Origin of the sequence: Lamprocystis purpurea DSM 4197, from assembly GCF_000379525.1 — a bacterium.
Taxonomy (GTDB): Bacteria; Pseudomonadota; Gammaproteobacteria; order Chromatiales; family Chromatiaceae; genus Thiodictyon; species Thiodictyon purpureum.
The window spans coordinates 44,836-60,942 of the sequence record NZ_KB902564.1 but is presented as its reverse complement, the minus strand read 5'-3'; the positions used below and the strand labels follow the sequence as shown (position 1 = coordinate 60,942).

Genomic DNA, 16,107 nt, shown 5'->3' with positions numbered 1-16,107 from the left:
GGGGGACGCTGTTATTGACAAAAACATCGGCGCCGTGTAGCCCCGCGGCGCGAGTCGATGATCAAGGCCAGCAAGAAGGCTCAATGTGCACGCCTAATGGGCCATATTTCAAACAGAGCCGACGACTGCTGAGATCTTAGTTCCACGATGCTATCAAAGGCCGACACCTCACATTCACTTAGGATACTGGCCCGATATTGGGCGCGGCGGCTACCCCGCACGGCTGACCATGTTGCTTCCGTGCCCCTTTTGCTCATCCTGGCGACGGGAGATCGCCTTGTAGCGCCAGGCCGCTTTGGTGCCGGGGACGGCCAGCCGGGTCAGGTCCGCGGTGTTCCCCTCATGACACCGCTCCAGCGGTGTCGCGCATGTGTTCGGCGCTCCGCGCCCCGACGCCGACGGGCGGCACTATGATCAAGGCTAAGGCTGCCGTTTACCATCACCCCGGCCATGACGACGGTGTTGATCCGGATCGGCTTGAATCCCGCCCGGCGGGCCGCCGCGAGGCCGCGCAGCACCTGGTCAAGCCGCCCTCCGGTCACCTGGGCGAAGACCTCGGGCCGCAGGCTGTCGAGGCTGGCATTCAGGCGCCGCACGCCGGCCTGATAGACGTGGTAGCCGCAGCCGACGATGCAGAAGTGGCAGGTCATGTTGGTGCGCTGCGCGTCCGGGGGCGGCAACGGGATACGGTCGCTGAATTGGGTCATGGGTCTCTCCTGGCTAAAGCAAGTTGCATTGACGGCCGTAGATCAACCCCTCGACCGCCACGGGCTTCTTGAGCAAACGCCTCGGGCGTACACTGCAAGGCATCCGGCAGACTGGAGGGGACTTGAACATGAATATGCATGGCGATACTCCCGGCGTTCAGATCAATTGAGCTTGGTAGTCTATTGGTTGGAGTGCGACACGACAGATTATTTGGGTTGGTTCCTTAAGCCACCGGCCCCGTGTTACAAGAGGGTAACGCCAGACCCCAAACCAGCCTTCCAGGCAGTGGACATCACCGCGGAGGGCCACGCCTGACCATGATCTCCCGTCGCGAACTGCTCGGCGCCCTCTTGGCCTTGGACGCCAGTCGGGCTGTCCGTGCGGACACGGACGTCAGATCCTTTTCCAGGCGACAGTGAGATCGGCCAACTCGGCCGCCGCTTCGCGGAGATGGTCGCCGCCCTGGCAGATTCGGAGGCCGACCATGACTGAGCCGCGGCCCTGCATCTGTCTGGTCGAGGACGACCCGATCATGGGCGAGGCCCTGGCGGAGCGGCTGGATCTGGAGGGGTTCGAGGTGCGCCGGCACCGCACCGGCCTCGCGGCCCTACCGGACCTGACCGGCGGGGCCATCGCCATCGCCGTCATCGCCAGAAAATGAAGCGCTATGGCATCACGCGACCGCAGTAACCCGGAGGCCTTAAATGCCGCGGCGCCCGGCCCTTTGTCGCCCTACACCCCATCGGTCGCGAGGGGGTGAACGGGTTCCGTGGTGTTCGCAGCGTCCCCACCCTCCGGCACGGACCCTGGTTCCGGCAGCCGGGTAGCCAGTACCTTGTCGATCCGCTTACCGTCCATGTCGACGATTTCCAGACACCAGTGCTCCCATTCGACCCGGTCCGCGGTCTGGGGCACCCGGCCGAGGAGCCACAGCAGCATGCCGCTCAGCGTGTGGTAACGACCTTTGTCTTCCTCCGGCACGGACTTCAGCTCCAACCGGTCCTTCAGCTCCGGAACGGGGATCAGCCCGTCCAGCAGCCAGGAGCCGTCGTTACGGGCGACGGCCCAGGCGTCCTGCGGGTCGCGCGGCTGAAACTCACCGGTCACCGCCTCCAGCACATCCTGCAGGGTCACGAGACCGAGCAGTTCGCCGTATTCGTCGATGACGAAGACCATCTGCGCGCCGTTGGCCCGGAACTCGTCGAGCAACTGCATTCCGGTGAGTGACTCGGGGACGTAAACGGCCGGTTCCAGGTCAGCGTTCAGATCGATCCCGGCGCCGCGCAGCGACTGACCGAACAGGTGTTTCATCACCGCCACGCCAACCACCTCATCGAGCCCGCCGCGGCAGACCGGAAAGCGCGAGTGCGCTGAGCCCGCGATGCGCGCCAGGTTCGCATCCAGCGCGAGATTCAGATCGAGCGAGACGATCTCGCCACGCGGCACCATCAGTGAACCGAGTTGCCGGTCATCCAGGCGAAAGACGTTGCGCACCATGTGGTGCTCGGTGGCATCGATCGCGCCTGCATCGGATCCTTCCTGTAACAGCGCATGGATATCGTCTTCAGTCACCCGCGGCGCGGCCTGCTCCCGCTGACCGAGCAGACGCAGGAGGCGCCCGGTGGACCAGGAGAGCAGCCAGACGAACGGGCGGGCGGCGATGGACAGGGCGTTCATCGGCCGCGCGACCAGGCGCGCAACCGCCTCAGGGTTGATCTGACCCAGGCGCTTGGGCACCAACTCGCCGATCACGATGGCCACAAAGGTGATCATGATGACGACCACCGCGGTCGCCGCAAGATGCGCCGAGTCGTCGTCCATACCGAAGAACACCAACAGGTCCGCCAGGGGCATGGCAATGGCGGCCTCACCAAGGATGCCGCTCAGCACCCCAATGGAGGTGATGCCGATCTGGATGGTGGAGAGAAAGCGGGTCGGGTCCTCGCCGAGCTTGATCGCCATCGCGGCCCCGGCATCCCCATCTTGTGCGAGCCGCGACAGACGGGTACGACGCGCGGTGACCAAAGCAATTTCGGACATGGCGAGCGAGCCGTTCAGGAGGATCAGGCCGATCAGAAACAGGATTTCCATCAAAAGGGGTCTCGGGGTAAAGCCGGCGGCCGGCAACAAAGGCAAGGATGTCATGTCGCGGTCGGCAGGTTCCAATGCCAACGCCGCCGGTGACCAGGCAGGCGGCACCGACGGCACGCGAGCGGCTGGCCGACCGGCCGACGGCTACACGTCGGGCGCGTTTACTCCACTCAATCGGAGCGGATCGGCGCGACTTTGAAGACTTCCTCCATGCTGGTCACGCCGCGGGCGGCCTTGAAGGCGCCGCTGATACGCAAGGGTCTCAGACCCTTCTGGTAGGCGAGACGACGCAGTGGGGTCTCGTTGAAGTCCGCGGCGATCAGTTCGCGCAGTTCCGCGTCGAGGGTCAGGATCTCATAGAGCCCGATCCGGCCATAGTAACCGGTGTTGCGGCACTCCAGGCATCCCTTGGGGTGCCACAGGGTATCCGGGGCGTGGAGTTTCCAGGGATTGACCAGCGACTCCCACAGGTCCGGGTCGGTCGGGGCGTCTTGCTTACAATGGGGGCAGAGGGTGCGCACCAGACGCTGGGCGACCACGCCGATGACGGTGGCCTTGATCAGATAGTGGGGCACACCGATGTCGAGCAGCCGGGTGATGGCGGCGGGCGCATCGTTGGTGTGCAGGGTGGAGAGCACCAGATGACCGGTGAGGGACGCCTGGACCGCCATCTCCGCGGTCTCGCGGTCGCGAATCTCACCGACCATGATGATATCCGGGTCCTGGCGCATCAGGGTGCGGATGCCGCTCGCGAAGTCCAGACCGATATTGTGCTGCACCTGCATCTGGTTGAAAGCGGGCTCCACCATCTCGATCGGCTCCTCGACCGTACAGACATTCACGAGCGGGGTGGCCAGTGTCTTGAGGGTGGAATAGAGCGTGGTGGTCTTGCCCGAACCAGTCGGACCCGTCACCAGGATGATGCCGTGTGGGCGGCCGACCATCGCCTGCCAGCGCTTGGCATCCTCCTCGCCGAAACCCAGGTCGGCAAAATCACGCAACAGCACGTCCGGATTGAAGATGCGCATCACCAGCTTCTCGCCGAAGGCGGTGGGCATGGTGGAGAGGCGCATCTCCAACTCGCGGCCGTCTTCCGAGCGGGTCTTGATCCGTCCGTCCTGCGGACGACGTTTCTCCGCGACATCCATGCGCCCGAGAATCTTGATGCGGCTGGTCACCGCGGTCATAACGAGTGCCGGCACCTGGTAGACCGGGTGCATCACCCCGTCGATACGGAAGCGGATATTCCCTACCTCGCGCCGTGGCTCCAGGTGGATATCGCTGGCCCGCTGATCGAAGGCATATTGCAGCAGCCAGTCGACGATGTGCACGATGTGGCTGTCGTTCGCGTCGATCTGCCCGGACTTGCCCAACTCGACCAGGGCTTCGAGGTTACCGAGCCCGAAGAGGCGTTTATTTCCCTCGGTATTGCTCGCCCCCTTGACCGAGTTGGAGACACCGAAGAACTCCTTGCGGTAGCGCTCGATATCCCGCGGATTGGCCACCACCCGCACGATCTCGCGCTTGATGATGCCGCCCAGCTCCTCGATCCAGCTCGTCAGGTAGGGCTCGGACGTCGCAAACACCACCTGCTCCGCGGTGATGGACACCGGCAGGATACGGTTCCAGGCCGCATAGGAAGCGGTGACCAGATCGCCGACGTTGGGGGCGTCGATTTTCAGCGGGTCGATCCGCAGGTAGTCGAGCCCGGTGCGCTTGGCCAGCCAGAAGGTCAATTCCTCCAGCGTGATGATGCGCTTGGTTGAGTTGGCGTGGTGGATTTTGGCATCGGCCACCAGTTCCAGGGCGTGACGCTCCGCCCGATCCTTCGGGGTCACGGTGAAGAGCAGGCCCTGGGCCACCGGCCGCGTGACCATGCCGTCCGCAACCAGATCATCCAGGACCTCATCGACCGTGAGTCGATGGTCCGGACGGCTTTCGGTTTGCTTCTCTGCGGCCATGTTCGGCTCCATTGGGGCGTACTGAGACCCTTCAGTCTCTATCCGGATAAGGAGATGAGGGTAAGAAGATGAACGACCGCGCACCAGATCGGTGCGAACCGGACGCACTGGCGGTCATCACCGATCAGGCGAGCGCGTACCCTGCTGTCAGAATATCGCAGATTGCAACGGTCAAACCGCCGATTGCGTCGCGATCACGCCGGCTCGTGACGCTTGTTACAGGGAGAGGATCGATGCGCTCGGAAGCGGTCGGTGGAGCGGTAGGATCATGCTGACGAACGGTCTCAGAGGTGTTGGCACGTTCAATGCTGCTCATCCTGCAAAAGGTCCCCGCTCCGGGGGCCAGGAGACGCAAAATGCATCCTGAGTTACTCCAGACGCTCATCGAAACCCTCCCGCCACAGGAGCAGGAACGCTCGCGGCGACTGCGCGGTGTACTGACGGAACTGTCGCTTCGTGACGAAAACGCGCTTTTTGAACTCAGCCGGGGAGTAAGCCAGAACAACGCTCACCTCGGCTTCGTACCCGCGTATCTCAACACGGCCACCGGAGAGCAGGTCCGCGCCCGGTTCGCCGACGGTTCTCCCGCACCGGTCCATCTGCTCGACGGGCTGCCGGAGACCTGGGTGAGCGCACGCGACAGCGAGGGGCATGTGACCCGGACCTGCTCCGGCTTGATCAGCGGTTTCATCCGCGACGGGCGCTTCTATACCCGCGACGAGGCCAGCCGCGCCGCCGCGCATTGACCCTGAACCCAACCCGGCTATGGAAACGCCACCATAGCCGGAACCCCCTAGATCGGGAGCGCCTTACCAGGGTTGAGTATCCCCGCCGGGTCGCAACACTGCTTGAGATCGGCCATCAGCCGCAAGGTGGGCGCATCGATTTCCCGCGCCACGAAGTCACGCTTTTCGAGCCCGACCCCGTGCTCCCCGGAGAGGGTGCCGCCGAGCCCCAGGACCAGCGCGAAGACCGCATCGAGACAGCCATGCGCACGCGCCAGTTCAACCGGATCATCCGGGTTGACCAGCAGATTGACATGGATGTTCCCATTGCCCGCGTGGCCGAAGTTGACGATGCGGACCCCCTGCTCCCGCGACAGCCGTTCGAGGCCGTCGATGAACTCGCCCAGACGCGAGACCGGCACCACCACGTCTTCGTTGATTTTCTTGGGTGCGATGTGGCGTAGCGCCGGCGACAGCGCCTTGCGGGTCTTCCAGAGGGCGGCCACCTCGGCCGGGTCCGCCGCATGGCGGCAGTCCAGCAAACCGGCATTGCGGGCCGCGGCCTCCACCGCCGTCACCGCGCTGTCGACACAGGCCGCCGGCCCGTCCACTTCGATCATCAGCAAGGCCCCGGTCGCGTCCGGCAGGTCGAGCCCGGAGTAGGCGCGCACCGTCGCAATCGCGGCGGCGTCCATGAACTCCAGGGCGCAGGGCGTGATCGGCTGCGCCATGATCGCCGACACGGCGGCGGCGGCACTATGGATATCGCGGTAGGCGGCACGCAGTGTACGGGTCGCCTCCGGCAGCGGGGTGAGCTTCAGCGTCGCCTCGGTGATCAAGGCCAGGGTGCCCTCCGAACCGATGATGAGGCGGGTCAGATCATAGCCCACCACGCCTTTGGTCGTGAGAACGCCCGTGCGGATCGACTCGCCGCGCCCGGTGATGGCTTTGAGCCCGAGCGTATGCTCGCGCGGGGTCCCGTACTTGACCGCCCGCGGACCGGCCGAGTTGTAGGCGAGATTGCCGCCGATGGTGCAGACTGCGGCACTGGTCGGGTCCGGCGGCCAGAAGAAGCCGTGGGCACCGATCGCCCGTTGCAGGTCGGCATTGACGACCCCGGGCTCACAGACGACATAGCGGTCGCCGGGGGCGATGCGCAGGATGCGGTTCATGCGCTCGAATGAGAGGACGACCCCACCGCGATCCGGCACCGTCGCCCCGGTGGTGCCGGTGCCGCGGCCGCGCGCGATCAGCGGCAGTCCCGCCTCGGCACAGAGGCGCACCAGCGCCGCGAGCTGATCGGGAACCTGGTCGTCGGCGGCGGCGAAGACCACCGCCTGCGGCAGCGCGTGGCGGCGGCTGTTGTCGTAGCCGTAGGGCCAGCAGTCCGCCGGATCGTTCAGCAAACGACCGGGCCCGGCGATGGCTGCCAGGCGCGCACGCAGGCCGGGTGTCAGTTCGGACAAGGGTTCAGACCTCGGGTTCCCGATACTCGAAAAGCTTCACCACCCGCGCGATCCCGGGCACGAAGCTGACCTGTTCGGCCGCCGCATCCCCTTCCTCGCTCGACACCAGTCCCAGCAAGTAGACCACACCATCTTCACTGACCACCTTGACCCGCGTCGGGTCGAAGCCGGGAACCTTGACATTGAAGAGCGCCAGTTTGGCGCGCGAGGTCAGCAGCACGTCTTCGCTCTCGCGCCGCAGGCTGATATCCGGCCCGACGGTCAGTTGATTGACGACTGTCTGCACCTTCGGCAAGCGGCTGACCACCCCGGCCGCGTGGGCCGCCACCGCGTCGGTCTGTGCCTGACCGGTCAGCAACACCTTGTAATTGTAACTGGTCACTGAGATACGTCCACGGTCCTTGAGCGCCGGTTCGGCCGCCAGGGCACGACCGGCATCGAACTCGATCCGCTGGTCGTCGATGAACGCCGTATAACCGCGGCGGTCATAGGCAGCCATCGCGCCCACCGCGGCCCCGCCAACCACCACAGCCGCACACCCGCTCAGGAGGGGGGCGCCCAGCAAAGGGGTCAGGGTTATGACCAGCAGCAGGACCGCGGTGCGGTACCGGGAGGGGTGCGGATGGGTGCCGTTCGGGCCGTGCCGCCACGCACCGGTCAGTGGCACAACGCAAGTGGCGCGCGGCGAGCCTGGTGCCATGCCGATACAGACAGCTAGAGAACGAACAACTGAGAAATGCAAACCCATCGGGTGTAGCAAGACACGTCACCACGCATAGTTGGAGGCTCGCTAAGTGCCGAACGCATCCTTGAGCCACAGAACCTGATCCTGGCCGGTCATCGCGACCACATCGAAGCGACAGGGTAACACGCTGGGGTGGGCCAGCAGATAGTGGTTCGCGGCGGCGACGAGGCGCCGCTGCTTGTGGTGATCCACGGTCTCGGCCGGGGTGCCGAACCGGGAGGAGGCGCGATAACGAACCTCCACGAACACGAGCACCCCGGCGTCGCCCATGATCAGATCGATCTCGCCGAAACGACAGCGGTGGTTTCGGGCGATCAGGCGCAATCCCTGACGCGTCAGGAAATCAGCGGCGAGACGCTCCTTGTCCTGGCCGATCGACGACCGGGCAGCGCCGTCCGGACCGCCGGTAGGCTTCATCCACCCGTGACCGCGGGCTGCGGCAACGGGCGCTTGGGTTCAGGCTTCGGCTTAGGCTCTGCCGCCGACGGTGACGGGGTCTTGGCTGGCGCGACGACCGCGGCCGGTTGGGCGGCCGGTTGGGCGGCCGCTGCCGGCCTGGCAAAGGGCATCCAACCGCGCTGTTTGGCGGCCGGCTTGGCAGTCACCGGCTGGGGACCGGTCGCGGTGAACTGCGCCAGGGTCAACTGACGCTGCACCCGCCCCAGTGCGTCGAGCGACAGCGTGCCGGTCGCGCCGGGGAAGGTGGCCGCCGGGTCCTTGGCGAGACCGGCGAGACGCGGTGCCAGCCGGTACGCATCGATCCCCATCGCATAGAGACGCAGTCCCAGGGGCGTCGCCAGCGCCGCCGATTTCCCCTTGAGATTGGCGCGGGCCACGGGGTCATTCGCCTGACCCACCCCGAGCACCCAAGGCAGATCGACGAAATACAGCCCGGCCAACGCCTTGTCGCGGGCGGCATCGGCCGCGCCGGAGTAAACCGCCGAGGTCGCGATCACCGGGAGGGCGTTCGCACCATCGCGGATCGGGGGGTAAAGCCGGCGCGCCTGGTCCGCATCGACGGCCAGAAAGAGGAAGTCCGCCTCGCCTTTTTTCAGCAGTGCATTCAGCGTTTTCGCAGCGTCCGTGGCGGCTGGATCGAAGCTGGCCTGGCCCACCAGGGTCGCACCGAGCTTTTCCCACTGGCGCCGGAAGGCATCGCTGCGCCGCTGGCCCGCCTCGCCCGCCGGGGCCAGCATCAGGGCGCGGGTGAAACCCATCGCCTTGGCCTGGTTGGCCGCATCCACTGCCTCGGTCTCTGGCGCCAAGGCGAACTGGTAGAGGTTCCCCACGGCCTTGCCGGCAGCGGCCGCTTGGTTGAGGGCCAGGGTCGGGACCTTCAAGGCCGGCCCCGTTGCCAGGACATCGACTGCCGGCTTCAGCAAGGGCCCGATCACCTGGGTTGCTCCGGCCGCTACCGCTTCCCCATGGGCCTCGGCGATCTTGTTGGGTTGCTCGCTCGCGATGAACGTCAGGGTCGGCTTGGCGGCCGTGTCGTCGGCGCCGTGGGCGGCCCGCAGCCCCTCGCGGACTGCATCGGCAACGTCCGCTACCGGCCCCTTGCCGGGCAGGATAGCGGTCACCTTATCGCCCGCGGCATACCCGCCGCGGAAGTTCGTCGGCGCCTTGTCCCACGGCAGGCCGGCGCAGCCGCCGAGCGTCCCGCTCAGGATCATTGCCATACTCAAGGTCAAGGTCCGAACCGAGCCGGGGAACCGACGGATGTTGGAGCGGAAGGACGCGACGGGGCGATCTTGATGCATGATACGGGTTCCGTTGCAGTGCGGGGAGCGATGAAGTGGAAGGAAGACGCGGGATACTATACGTGGTGGCAACACCGATCGGCAATCTGGGCGATTTGACGGATCGCGCCCGTAAGGTGTTGACTGACGTGGACCTGATCGCCGCCGAGGATACTCGGGAGACGCGGCACCTGCTCGCCTATTGCGGGATCAATACCCGACTCATCGCCTACCACGATCACAACGAGTCCAAGGCCGCAGCGCGCCTGATCGAATTTCTGGAGTCCGGTCTGAACCTGGCCCTGGTTTCCGATGCCGGCACACCCCTGATCAGCGATCCGGGCTATGAATTGGTCGCGACCGCGCGGGCGCGGGGGCTCGAGGTGGTGCCGATCCCGGGGGCCAACGCAGCAATCTGCGCGCTCTGTGCCGCCGGATTGCCCAGCGACCGCTTCCTGTTCCTCGGGTTTCCGCCGCGCACCAGCGCCCAACGACGGGCCTGGTTCGCGCCGCTGGCGCGCGAGCAAGCGACCCTGATCCTCTACGAGAGCGGGCGGCGTGCCATCGAGACCCTGACCGATCTGGGCGCAATCCTGGGACCAGACCGGCGCGTCGTGGTCGCCCGCGAACTGACCAAGCGCTTCGAGACCTTTCTCAGCGGCTCGGCGGACGAACTGGCCCGACGGCTGGCGACCGATGCGGAGCAGCAACTCGGCGAACTGGTGATCCTGGTCGAGGGTAACCGCTCCCCGCAGACCGCTGACGCGGCGGAACAAGGCCGCGTGCTGCGCGTCCTGGCCGCCGAACTCCCCCTGCGCCAGGCCGCGGGCCTGGCCGCACAACTGACCGGCGCCCGAAAAAACGACCTCTACAAACTCGGCTTGGCATTGGGGCTGGCAGCCGGGCCTCCCGATCAGTCAGCAGAACCGGATTGACAAGAGAGCCTCCTTACGTCTTTGCGTAAACGATCGCCGGATATTGGTTGAGCAGTTAGGTGATTTGCGCGAAATATCCAACCCGTAGGAGCCCGCTTGCGGGCGACGGGTGGGGGCACAATGACTCGCTTCCGGCAGGTCGGGTCGCCCGCAAGCGGGCTCCTACGGAGCTTGATTCTTGATCGCGTCCGATTCGGAAATCGCCTTAACGAATCGTTCCTGGGATATCATGAATTCGGGTAGACTGCTCATCGGGAGTCGGCCGGACAGCCGCTCCGCCCGCTTGCGAGCGGGGAGGAAAGTCCGGGCTCCATAGGGCAGGGTGCCAGGTAACGCCTGGGGGGCGCGAGCCCACGGAAAGTGCCACAGAAAATAGACCGCCAACTCCGTGTTCAGGCGACTGTCGGGACACGGAAGGTAAGGGTGAAATGGTGCGGTAAGAGCGCACCGCGCCGACGGCAACGTCGGTGGCAGGGTAAACCCCACCCGGAGCAAGACCAAATAGGGGGACGGGCAGCCCACGGGCTGCGCTGCGCGGCCCGCGCATGTCCCCGGGTAGGTCGCTCGAGGCGTATGGCGACATACGTCCCAGATGAATGGCTGTCCTCGACAGAACCCGGCTTACAGGCCGACTCCCTCCCCTTCACCGGTGACGCCCGCCCGCACCCAGCGGCGGCGCGCACCCGTCCCCGCCCCTTCAGCCGCACCAATCCCACGGTAATCAAGCTCATCTTACTGAGCGGACGCGCTTTTGTCCGACTTCGGATGACGCGTTGCGACTTACTTTTAAGTCGCTGAGCATTAACAAAAAAACTGGTCAGACAAACTTGACGCTCGCGCGGTCGCTGGCTAATATGGGCGCAAAGTGGGGAAAAGTGGGAAGAACGGGAAAATAAGCGCGACCCGGGGGGAGAGGAGTGTTTCGCGGTTCCACCTATCTCAGTCTCGATGCCAAGGGGCGCCTCGCGATCCCGGCCAAGCCGCGCGAGCGGCTGTTGGCCGCGGGCGATACGAACCTGATCCTGACGGTGGACCGGGCGCGTTGCCTGTTGCTCTTCCCCGTGAAAACCTGGGAGGTGATCGAGCGTGACTTTGCCGACATGCCCGCCTTCGATGAAGTCGCCCGTTCCGTACTGAGGCTCTATCTGGGTCACGCGGAAGAAGTCGAGATGGACGCCCAGGGGCGCATCCTGCTGCCCCAGCCCCTGCGTGAATTTGCCTTTTTAGATAAGCGTGTCGCCCTGGTCGGTCAGGGTGGGAAGTTCGAGATATGGGACGAACAGCGATGGAAGGACAAGACCCTGGCGGATCTGGACGACCGGAACATCGGCGAGCTGGCCATGTCGTCCGCGCTCGGCAAACTGAAGTTTTAACGCGCGCCGTGACGGACGCGACCCATCGACCGGTCTTATTGGAGGACAGCGTGCAGGCCCTGGCGATTGACCCCAACGGCATCTACGTCGACGGCACCTTCGGCCGCGGCGGCCATGCGCGCGCGATTCTTGCGCGGCTGGGCAGCGCCGGGCGGCTGATCGCCATCGATCGCGACCCGGAGGCCATCATGGCCGCGCGGGAGCTGGCCGCGACCGACTCCCGCCTGACCGCCGTCCAGTCCCCCTTCGGTGAACTGGCCGCCGCCGTCTCAAGTGTCGGCGTCAGCGGATGCGTACAGGGTATCTTGTTGGATTTGGGTGTCTCTTCGCCGCAACTCGACACCGCCGAGCGCGGCTTCAGCTTCATGGCCGACGGTCCGCTCGATATGCGCATGGACCCCACCCGCGGTGCGTCCGCCGCCGTCTGGCTGGCACAGGCCGAACCAAGCGTGATCGCCGCGGTACTGCGCGAGTTCGGCGAAGAGCGGTTTGCCGGGCGTATTGCCCGCGCCATTGTCGCGACGCGCGTGCACGCCCCCATCGAGACCACTCGCCAGCTCGCCGACCTGGTGGCGCGTGCGGCGCCGACCCGTGAGCCGGGAAAACACCCCGCTACCCGGACCTTCCAGGCCCTGCGCATTCAGGTCAACGACGAGCTCGGCGAGCTGACGCGCGCGCTGGCCCAGGTGTGCGACCTCCTCGCGGTCGCCGGACGCCTGGTGGTCATCAGCTTCCACTCGCTGGAGGATCGGATCGTCAAGCGCTTCATCCGCGACGAGGCACGCGGCCCGCAGTTGCCCAAGGGGCTCCCGGTGACCGCGGCCGAGACCCGCGGACGCCTGCGCGCGCTGGGCAAACCGGTACGTCCGAGTCCGGCGGAAACGGCAGGCAATCCGCGGGCGCGCAGCGCCATCCTGCGGGTTGCGGAGCGTTGCGCATGAAGCCGGCGCGTCATCCATTGATGAAGCGTACCGGCGCCGTCGCGGTGCTCCTGTTGCTCGGCCTGATCACCGCGTCCGGGGTCTGGGTAGTGCATACCAAGTACCTGACGCGCATCCATTTCGCTCAATTGCAGGACCTTCGCGCCCAACGTGACGCGCTGGACGTGGAGTGGAATCGGTTACGCCTGGAAGAGGCCGCCCTGTCCACCGATGTCCGGGTGGAACGCAAGGCGCGCGACCAACTGGGCATGTATCTACCCCGCGTCGATGACGTAATGCTGATTGAAGAGGCAGGCCATGGCGCTCCCTAAGCGGCGGATCAAACACGGCGGTCGAGGCGCACGCGACCCGGTCCCGCCCAACCCGCGGGTCCGTCGCCGCGTCCTGCTGGGCGGCCTGGCGTTCGCCTTCGTCATGGTCGCCTCCGCGGTGTTCTACCGCCAGGTGGTCGAAACCGAGTTCCTGCGCGGTGAGGGTGAGCGGCGCTACCTGCGCGTGGGTGAGATCCCGGCCCGCCGCGGCATGATCCTGGACCGCAACGGCGAGCCGCTGGCCGCGAGCACCCCGGTCGAGACCATCTGGGCCGATCCGCGCAAACTCGTGACCCAGCTCGAGGCCCTTCCCGAACTTGCCCGCTGCCTGGGACTCAAGCCGACTGAACTGCGTGAGCGCGTGCAGGCGAACGCCGAGCGCGGCTTCATTTACCTCAAGCGCCGGGTCAGCCTCGAGGAAACCGGCGCGCTGCGCGAACTGATCAAACGCCGCGGCATCGACGGCGTGGACTTCGAAACCGAGTACCGGCGCTTCTACCCCGGCGTCGAGGTCTTCGGTCACGTCCTGGGCTTCACGGACGTGGAAGACCGCGGCCAGGAGGGGATGGAATCCGTCTATGACAGCCTGCTGCGCGCCGAACCCGGTCTGCGGCGGGTCATTCAGGACGGGCGGCAGCGCATCGTGCAGGAGGTCGAGCAGATCCGCCCGCCCCGCCACGGCAAGGATCTGGTGCTGAGCCTGGACCGGCGGCTGCAATTCCTCGCCTATCGGGAACTCAAAGCCGCGGTGGCCGAGAACAAGGCGGTCGGCGGCACCGCGGTGGTGCTGGACGTGACCACCGGCGAGGTGCTGGCGATGGTCAACCAGCCTGGCTATAACCCCAATGCATTGAGCGGACGCGACGCCGAACGACGCCGTAACCGCGCCCTGACCGACGTCATGGAGCCGGGTTCCACGGTCAAACCGCTGGTGGTTGCCGCGGTGCTGGAGCGCGGGTTGGTGACCCCGACCACCCGGGTCAACACGGCCGGCGGCACCTATGCCGTGGCTGGCGGCATCGTGCGCGATGTGCATAGCTACGGCACCCTCGACGTGACCGGAATCATCACCAAGTCGAGCAACGTGGGCGTGGTCAAACTCGCCCAGATGATGGACTACGCCTCACTCTGGAAGGCCTATGACCAACTGGGGTTCGGACACCCGACTGGGGTGGAGTTCCCGGCCGAGACCCGCGGTGTCCTGCGCCATCACACCCGTTGGCGGCCGTTCGATCATGCCACCATGGCCTTCGGCTACAGCGTCTCGGTCACCGCCGTCCAGTTGGCCCAGGCCTACGCGGTGCTGGCGGCCGATGGCGTCAAGCGCCCGATCACCCTGATCCGGCGTGATCGCGCACCCGAAGGGACACGCGTCCTGAGCGCCAAGACGGCACGCGCGGTGCGGGTGATGATGGAGACCGTGGTGTCCGACAAGGGCACGGCCAAGCGCGCGAGCGTTCCGGGCTATCGGGTCGCCGGCAAGACGGGGACCGCCAAGAAGGCGTCCGGCAGTCGCGGCTATGCCGCCGGCCGTTACCAGGCGGTCTTCGCCGGGATGGCCCCCGCCGGAAATCCACGCCTGGTGATGGTGGTGATGATCGACGAACCGCACGGCGGCGCCTACTACGGCGGCGTGGTGGCGGCCCCGATCTTCGCGAAGGTCATGGAAGGGGCCCTGCGACTCTTCAACGTGCCCCCGGATGATCCCACGCCATCCATGCTGCTGGCCGGCGGACGGGCTGACCCATGACGCCCTTGCCCATGTGGACGCTGACGCAGGCTGCCGCGCGCGCCGGGGGTGAAACCCGGGGGGCCGACACCGCCTTCAGCAGTGTCGGAACCGACAGTCGTCGCGACTGCACCGGACAACTGTTCGTGGCTTTGCGCGGCGAGCGCTTCGATGGTCACGCCTACGTGGCGGCCGCGCGCGACCGGGGCGCCGCCGCGGCCATGGTGGATCATCCGCTGGCGCTCGACCTGCCCCAGTGGATCGTGGACGACACGCGTGCCGGTCTCGGACGGCTCGCCGCGGCGTGGCGTGATCGCTTCCCGGGCCGGGTGGCCGCGGTCACCGGCAGCAACGGCAAGACCACGGTCAAGGAGATGCTCGCGGCCATACTGTCCCAGGCCGGCCCGACCCGCGCCACCCAGGGCAACCTGAACAACGACATCGGGATGCCGCTGACCCTGCTGGCCGCCCGCGACGAGGCCTTTCTGGTGCTGGAGATGGGCGCCAACCACCCGGGCGAGATCGCCTACATGACCGCCATCGGCCGGCCGGAGGTGGCACTGATCACCAACGCCGGACGCGCCCATCTGGAGGGCTTCGGCAGCGTGGCCGGAGTGGCTCGCGCCAAGGGCGAGATTGCCGATGGATTGGCCGGAGACGGGGTCTTCATCGTCCCCGGAGACTCGCCCTACACCCCCCTCTGGCGGGAACTGGCGGCCGGCCGCACCCTGCGTACGTTCGCCCTGGACGCACCGGCGGATCTCAGTGCAGCGCGCGCCTCGGTCGAGGTGGGCTGGGCTGAGGACGGATTCCGGACCAGCTTCGTGGCGGTCCAGGATGGCGTGGACTACCCGCTGGAGATACGGCTCGCCGGTTTACACAACGTGCTTAACGCCCTGGCCGCGACAGCCGCGGCGCTGGCCTTGGGGGTTGGCTTCGCGGCGGTGCGCGCCGGGTTGCTCGCGTTGACCCCGGTCCCGGGACGGCTCTGTCCGCGTCTGAGCAACGGCCGGAGGGTCATTGACGACACCTATAACGCCAATCCGGATTCGCTCGATGCCGCCATCGCGGTGTTGATGAGTCTGCGCGGGCGGCCCTGGCTGGTCCTGGGGGATCTGGGCGAGTTGGGACCGCAGTCGCTGGATCTGCACCGCGCGGTCGGCACCGCGGCCCGGGCCGCCGGGGTCGAGCACCTGATCTCGGTCGGCACCCAGAGCGCCGCGGCGAGCACCGCGTTCGGTCCGGGGGCGCGGCATTTCACTGATCAGAGCGCGCTGATCACCCATCTGCAAACCGTATTACGTCCTGATGACCTGGTCCTGGTCAAGGGTTCGCGGACGGCGCGCATGGAACGGATCGTCACCGCCCTCTGCGGCGCATAAA

The 16,107-nt window shown here is 66.4% G+C and carries 14 protein-coding genes, 1 other RNA gene and 1 pseudogene; 9 read left to right on the top strand and 7 right to left on the bottom strand.

The window, feature by feature from the left end:
* Window positions 1–440 precede the first annotated feature (440 nt).
* Window positions 441–602: pseudogene (locus tag A39O_RS41455) on the bottom strand (GTP 3',8-cyclase MoaA); the annotation flags it as partial.
* Window positions 603–1,192: 590 nt separating this feature from the next.
* On the opposite strand from A39O_RS41455, the gene A39O_RS41450 reads away from it, so the two are divergent.
* Window positions 1,193–1,369: a response regulator gene (locus A39O_RS41450; RefSeq protein ID WP_020508367.1), complete on the top strand. Its 177-nt coding sequence runs from the start codon at window positions 1,193–1,195 to the stop codon at window positions 1,367–1,369.
* Between the two features lie 71 nt (window positions 1,370–1,440).
* On the opposite strand, the gene A39O_RS0130140 is transcribed toward A39O_RS41450, so the two are convergent.
* Window positions 1,441–2,799 (bottom strand): hemolysin family protein, encoded by a 1,359-nt coding sequence (locus A39O_RS0130140; RefSeq protein ID WP_020508366.1) that lies wholly within the window; start codon window positions 2,797–2,799, stop codon window positions 1,441–1,443.
* A gap of 170 nt (window positions 2,800–2,969) precedes the next feature.
* Window positions 2,970–4,760: a GspE/PulE family protein gene (locus A39O_RS0130135; RefSeq protein WP_040529170.1), complete on the bottom strand. Its 1,791-nt coding sequence runs from the start codon at window positions 4,758–4,760 to the stop codon at window positions 2,970–2,972.
* Window positions 4,761–5,116: 356 nt separating this feature from the next.
* Between A39O_RS0130135 and A39O_RS0130130 the strand changes: the two genes are divergently transcribed.
* On the top strand, window positions 5,117–5,506 hold the full coding sequence (locus A39O_RS0130130) for a hypothetical protein (RefSeq protein WP_026199857.1): 390 nt from the start codon (window positions 5,117–5,119) through the stop codon (window positions 5,504–5,506).
* A gap of 47 nt (window positions 5,507–5,553) precedes the next feature.
* Here the strand turns inward: A39O_RS0130130 and A39O_RS0130125 are convergent, their stop codons facing one another.
* From A39O_RS0130125 to A39O_RS35835, 4 genes are all read right to left on the bottom strand, one after another.
* Complete coding sequence (locus A39O_RS0130125) at window positions 5,554–6,951, bottom strand: FAD-binding oxidoreductase (RefSeq protein WP_020508363.1); 1,398 nt, start codon at window positions 6,949–6,951, stop codon at window positions 5,554–5,556.
* A gap of 4 nt (window positions 6,952–6,955) precedes the next feature.
* The gene (locus A39O_RS0130120) at window positions 6,956–7,618 is read right to left on the bottom strand and encodes a BON domain-containing protein (RefSeq protein WP_245562017.1); all 663 of its coding nucleotides are present in this window, start codon (window positions 7,616–7,618) and stop codon (window positions 6,956–6,958) included.
* A gap of 123 nt (window positions 7,619–7,741) precedes the next feature.
* The gene (locus A39O_RS0130115) at window positions 7,742–8,113 is read right to left on the bottom strand and encodes a YraN family protein (protein ID WP_020508361.1); all 372 of its coding nucleotides are present in this window, start codon (window positions 8,111–8,113) and stop codon (window positions 7,742–7,744) included.
* Window positions 8,110–9,456, bottom strand: coding sequence for a penicillin-binding protein activator (locus tag A39O_RS35835; RefSeq protein WP_051088918.1), 1,347 nt, complete (start codon window positions 9,454–9,456; stop codon window positions 8,110–8,112). The genes A39O_RS0130115 and A39O_RS35835 overlap by 4 nt, the downstream gene beginning before the upstream one ends.
* Window positions 9,457–9,518: 62 nt before the next feature.
* Here A39O_RS35835 and rsmI point away from each other — a divergent pair, with 62 nt between their 5' ends.
* From rsmI to A39O_RS0130080, 7 genes are all read left to right on the top strand, one after another.
* A complete protein-coding gene (gene rsmI, locus A39O_RS0130105; RefSeq protein WP_020508360.1) occupies window positions 9,519–10,370 on the top strand; it encodes a 16S rRNA (cytidine(1402)-2'-O)-methyltransferase in 852 nt (283 codons plus the stop codon).
* 254 nt (window positions 10,371–10,624) lie between these two features.
* Window positions 10,625–11,010, top strand: an RNA gene (gene rnpB / locus A39O_RS37320) — RNase P RNA component class A.
* Window positions 11,011–11,287: 277 nt separating this feature from the next.
* Window positions 11,288–11,743 carry a division/cell wall cluster transcriptional repressor MraZ gene (mraZ, locus tag A39O_RS0130100; protein WP_020508359.1) on the top strand — a complete coding sequence of 152 codons (456 nt, stop codon included), beginning with the start codon at window positions 11,288–11,290 and terminating at the stop codon, window positions 11,741–11,743.
* Window positions 11,744–11,751: 8 nt separating this feature from the next.
* Window positions 11,752–12,684 carry a 16S rRNA (cytosine(1402)-N(4))-methyltransferase RsmH gene (rsmH, locus tag A39O_RS0130095; RefSeq protein WP_026199856.1) on the top strand — a complete coding sequence of 311 codons (933 nt, stop codon included), beginning with the start codon at window positions 11,752–11,754 and terminating at the stop codon, window positions 12,682–12,684.
* Entirely contained in the window at window positions 12,681–12,995 is a 315-nt protein-coding gene (gene ftsL, locus A39O_RS0130090) for a cell division protein FtsL (RefSeq protein WP_020508357.1), read from the top strand. The genes rsmH and ftsL overlap by 4 nt, the downstream gene beginning before the upstream one ends.
* Entirely contained in the window at window positions 12,982–14,745 is a 1,764-nt protein-coding gene (locus A39O_RS0130085; RefSeq protein WP_020508356.1) for a peptidoglycan D,D-transpeptidase FtsI family protein, read from the top strand. The genes ftsL and A39O_RS0130085 overlap by 14 nt, the downstream gene beginning before the upstream one ends.
* A gap of 11 nt (window positions 14,746–14,756) precedes the next feature.
* Window positions 14,757–16,106 (top strand): UDP-N-acetylmuramoyl-tripeptide--D-alanyl-D-alanine ligase, encoded by a 1,350-nt coding sequence (locus A39O_RS0130080; protein ID WP_020508355.1) that lies wholly within the window; start codon window positions 14,757–14,759, stop codon window positions 16,104–16,106.
* The last annotated feature ends 1 nt before the right edge of the window (window position 16,107 follow it).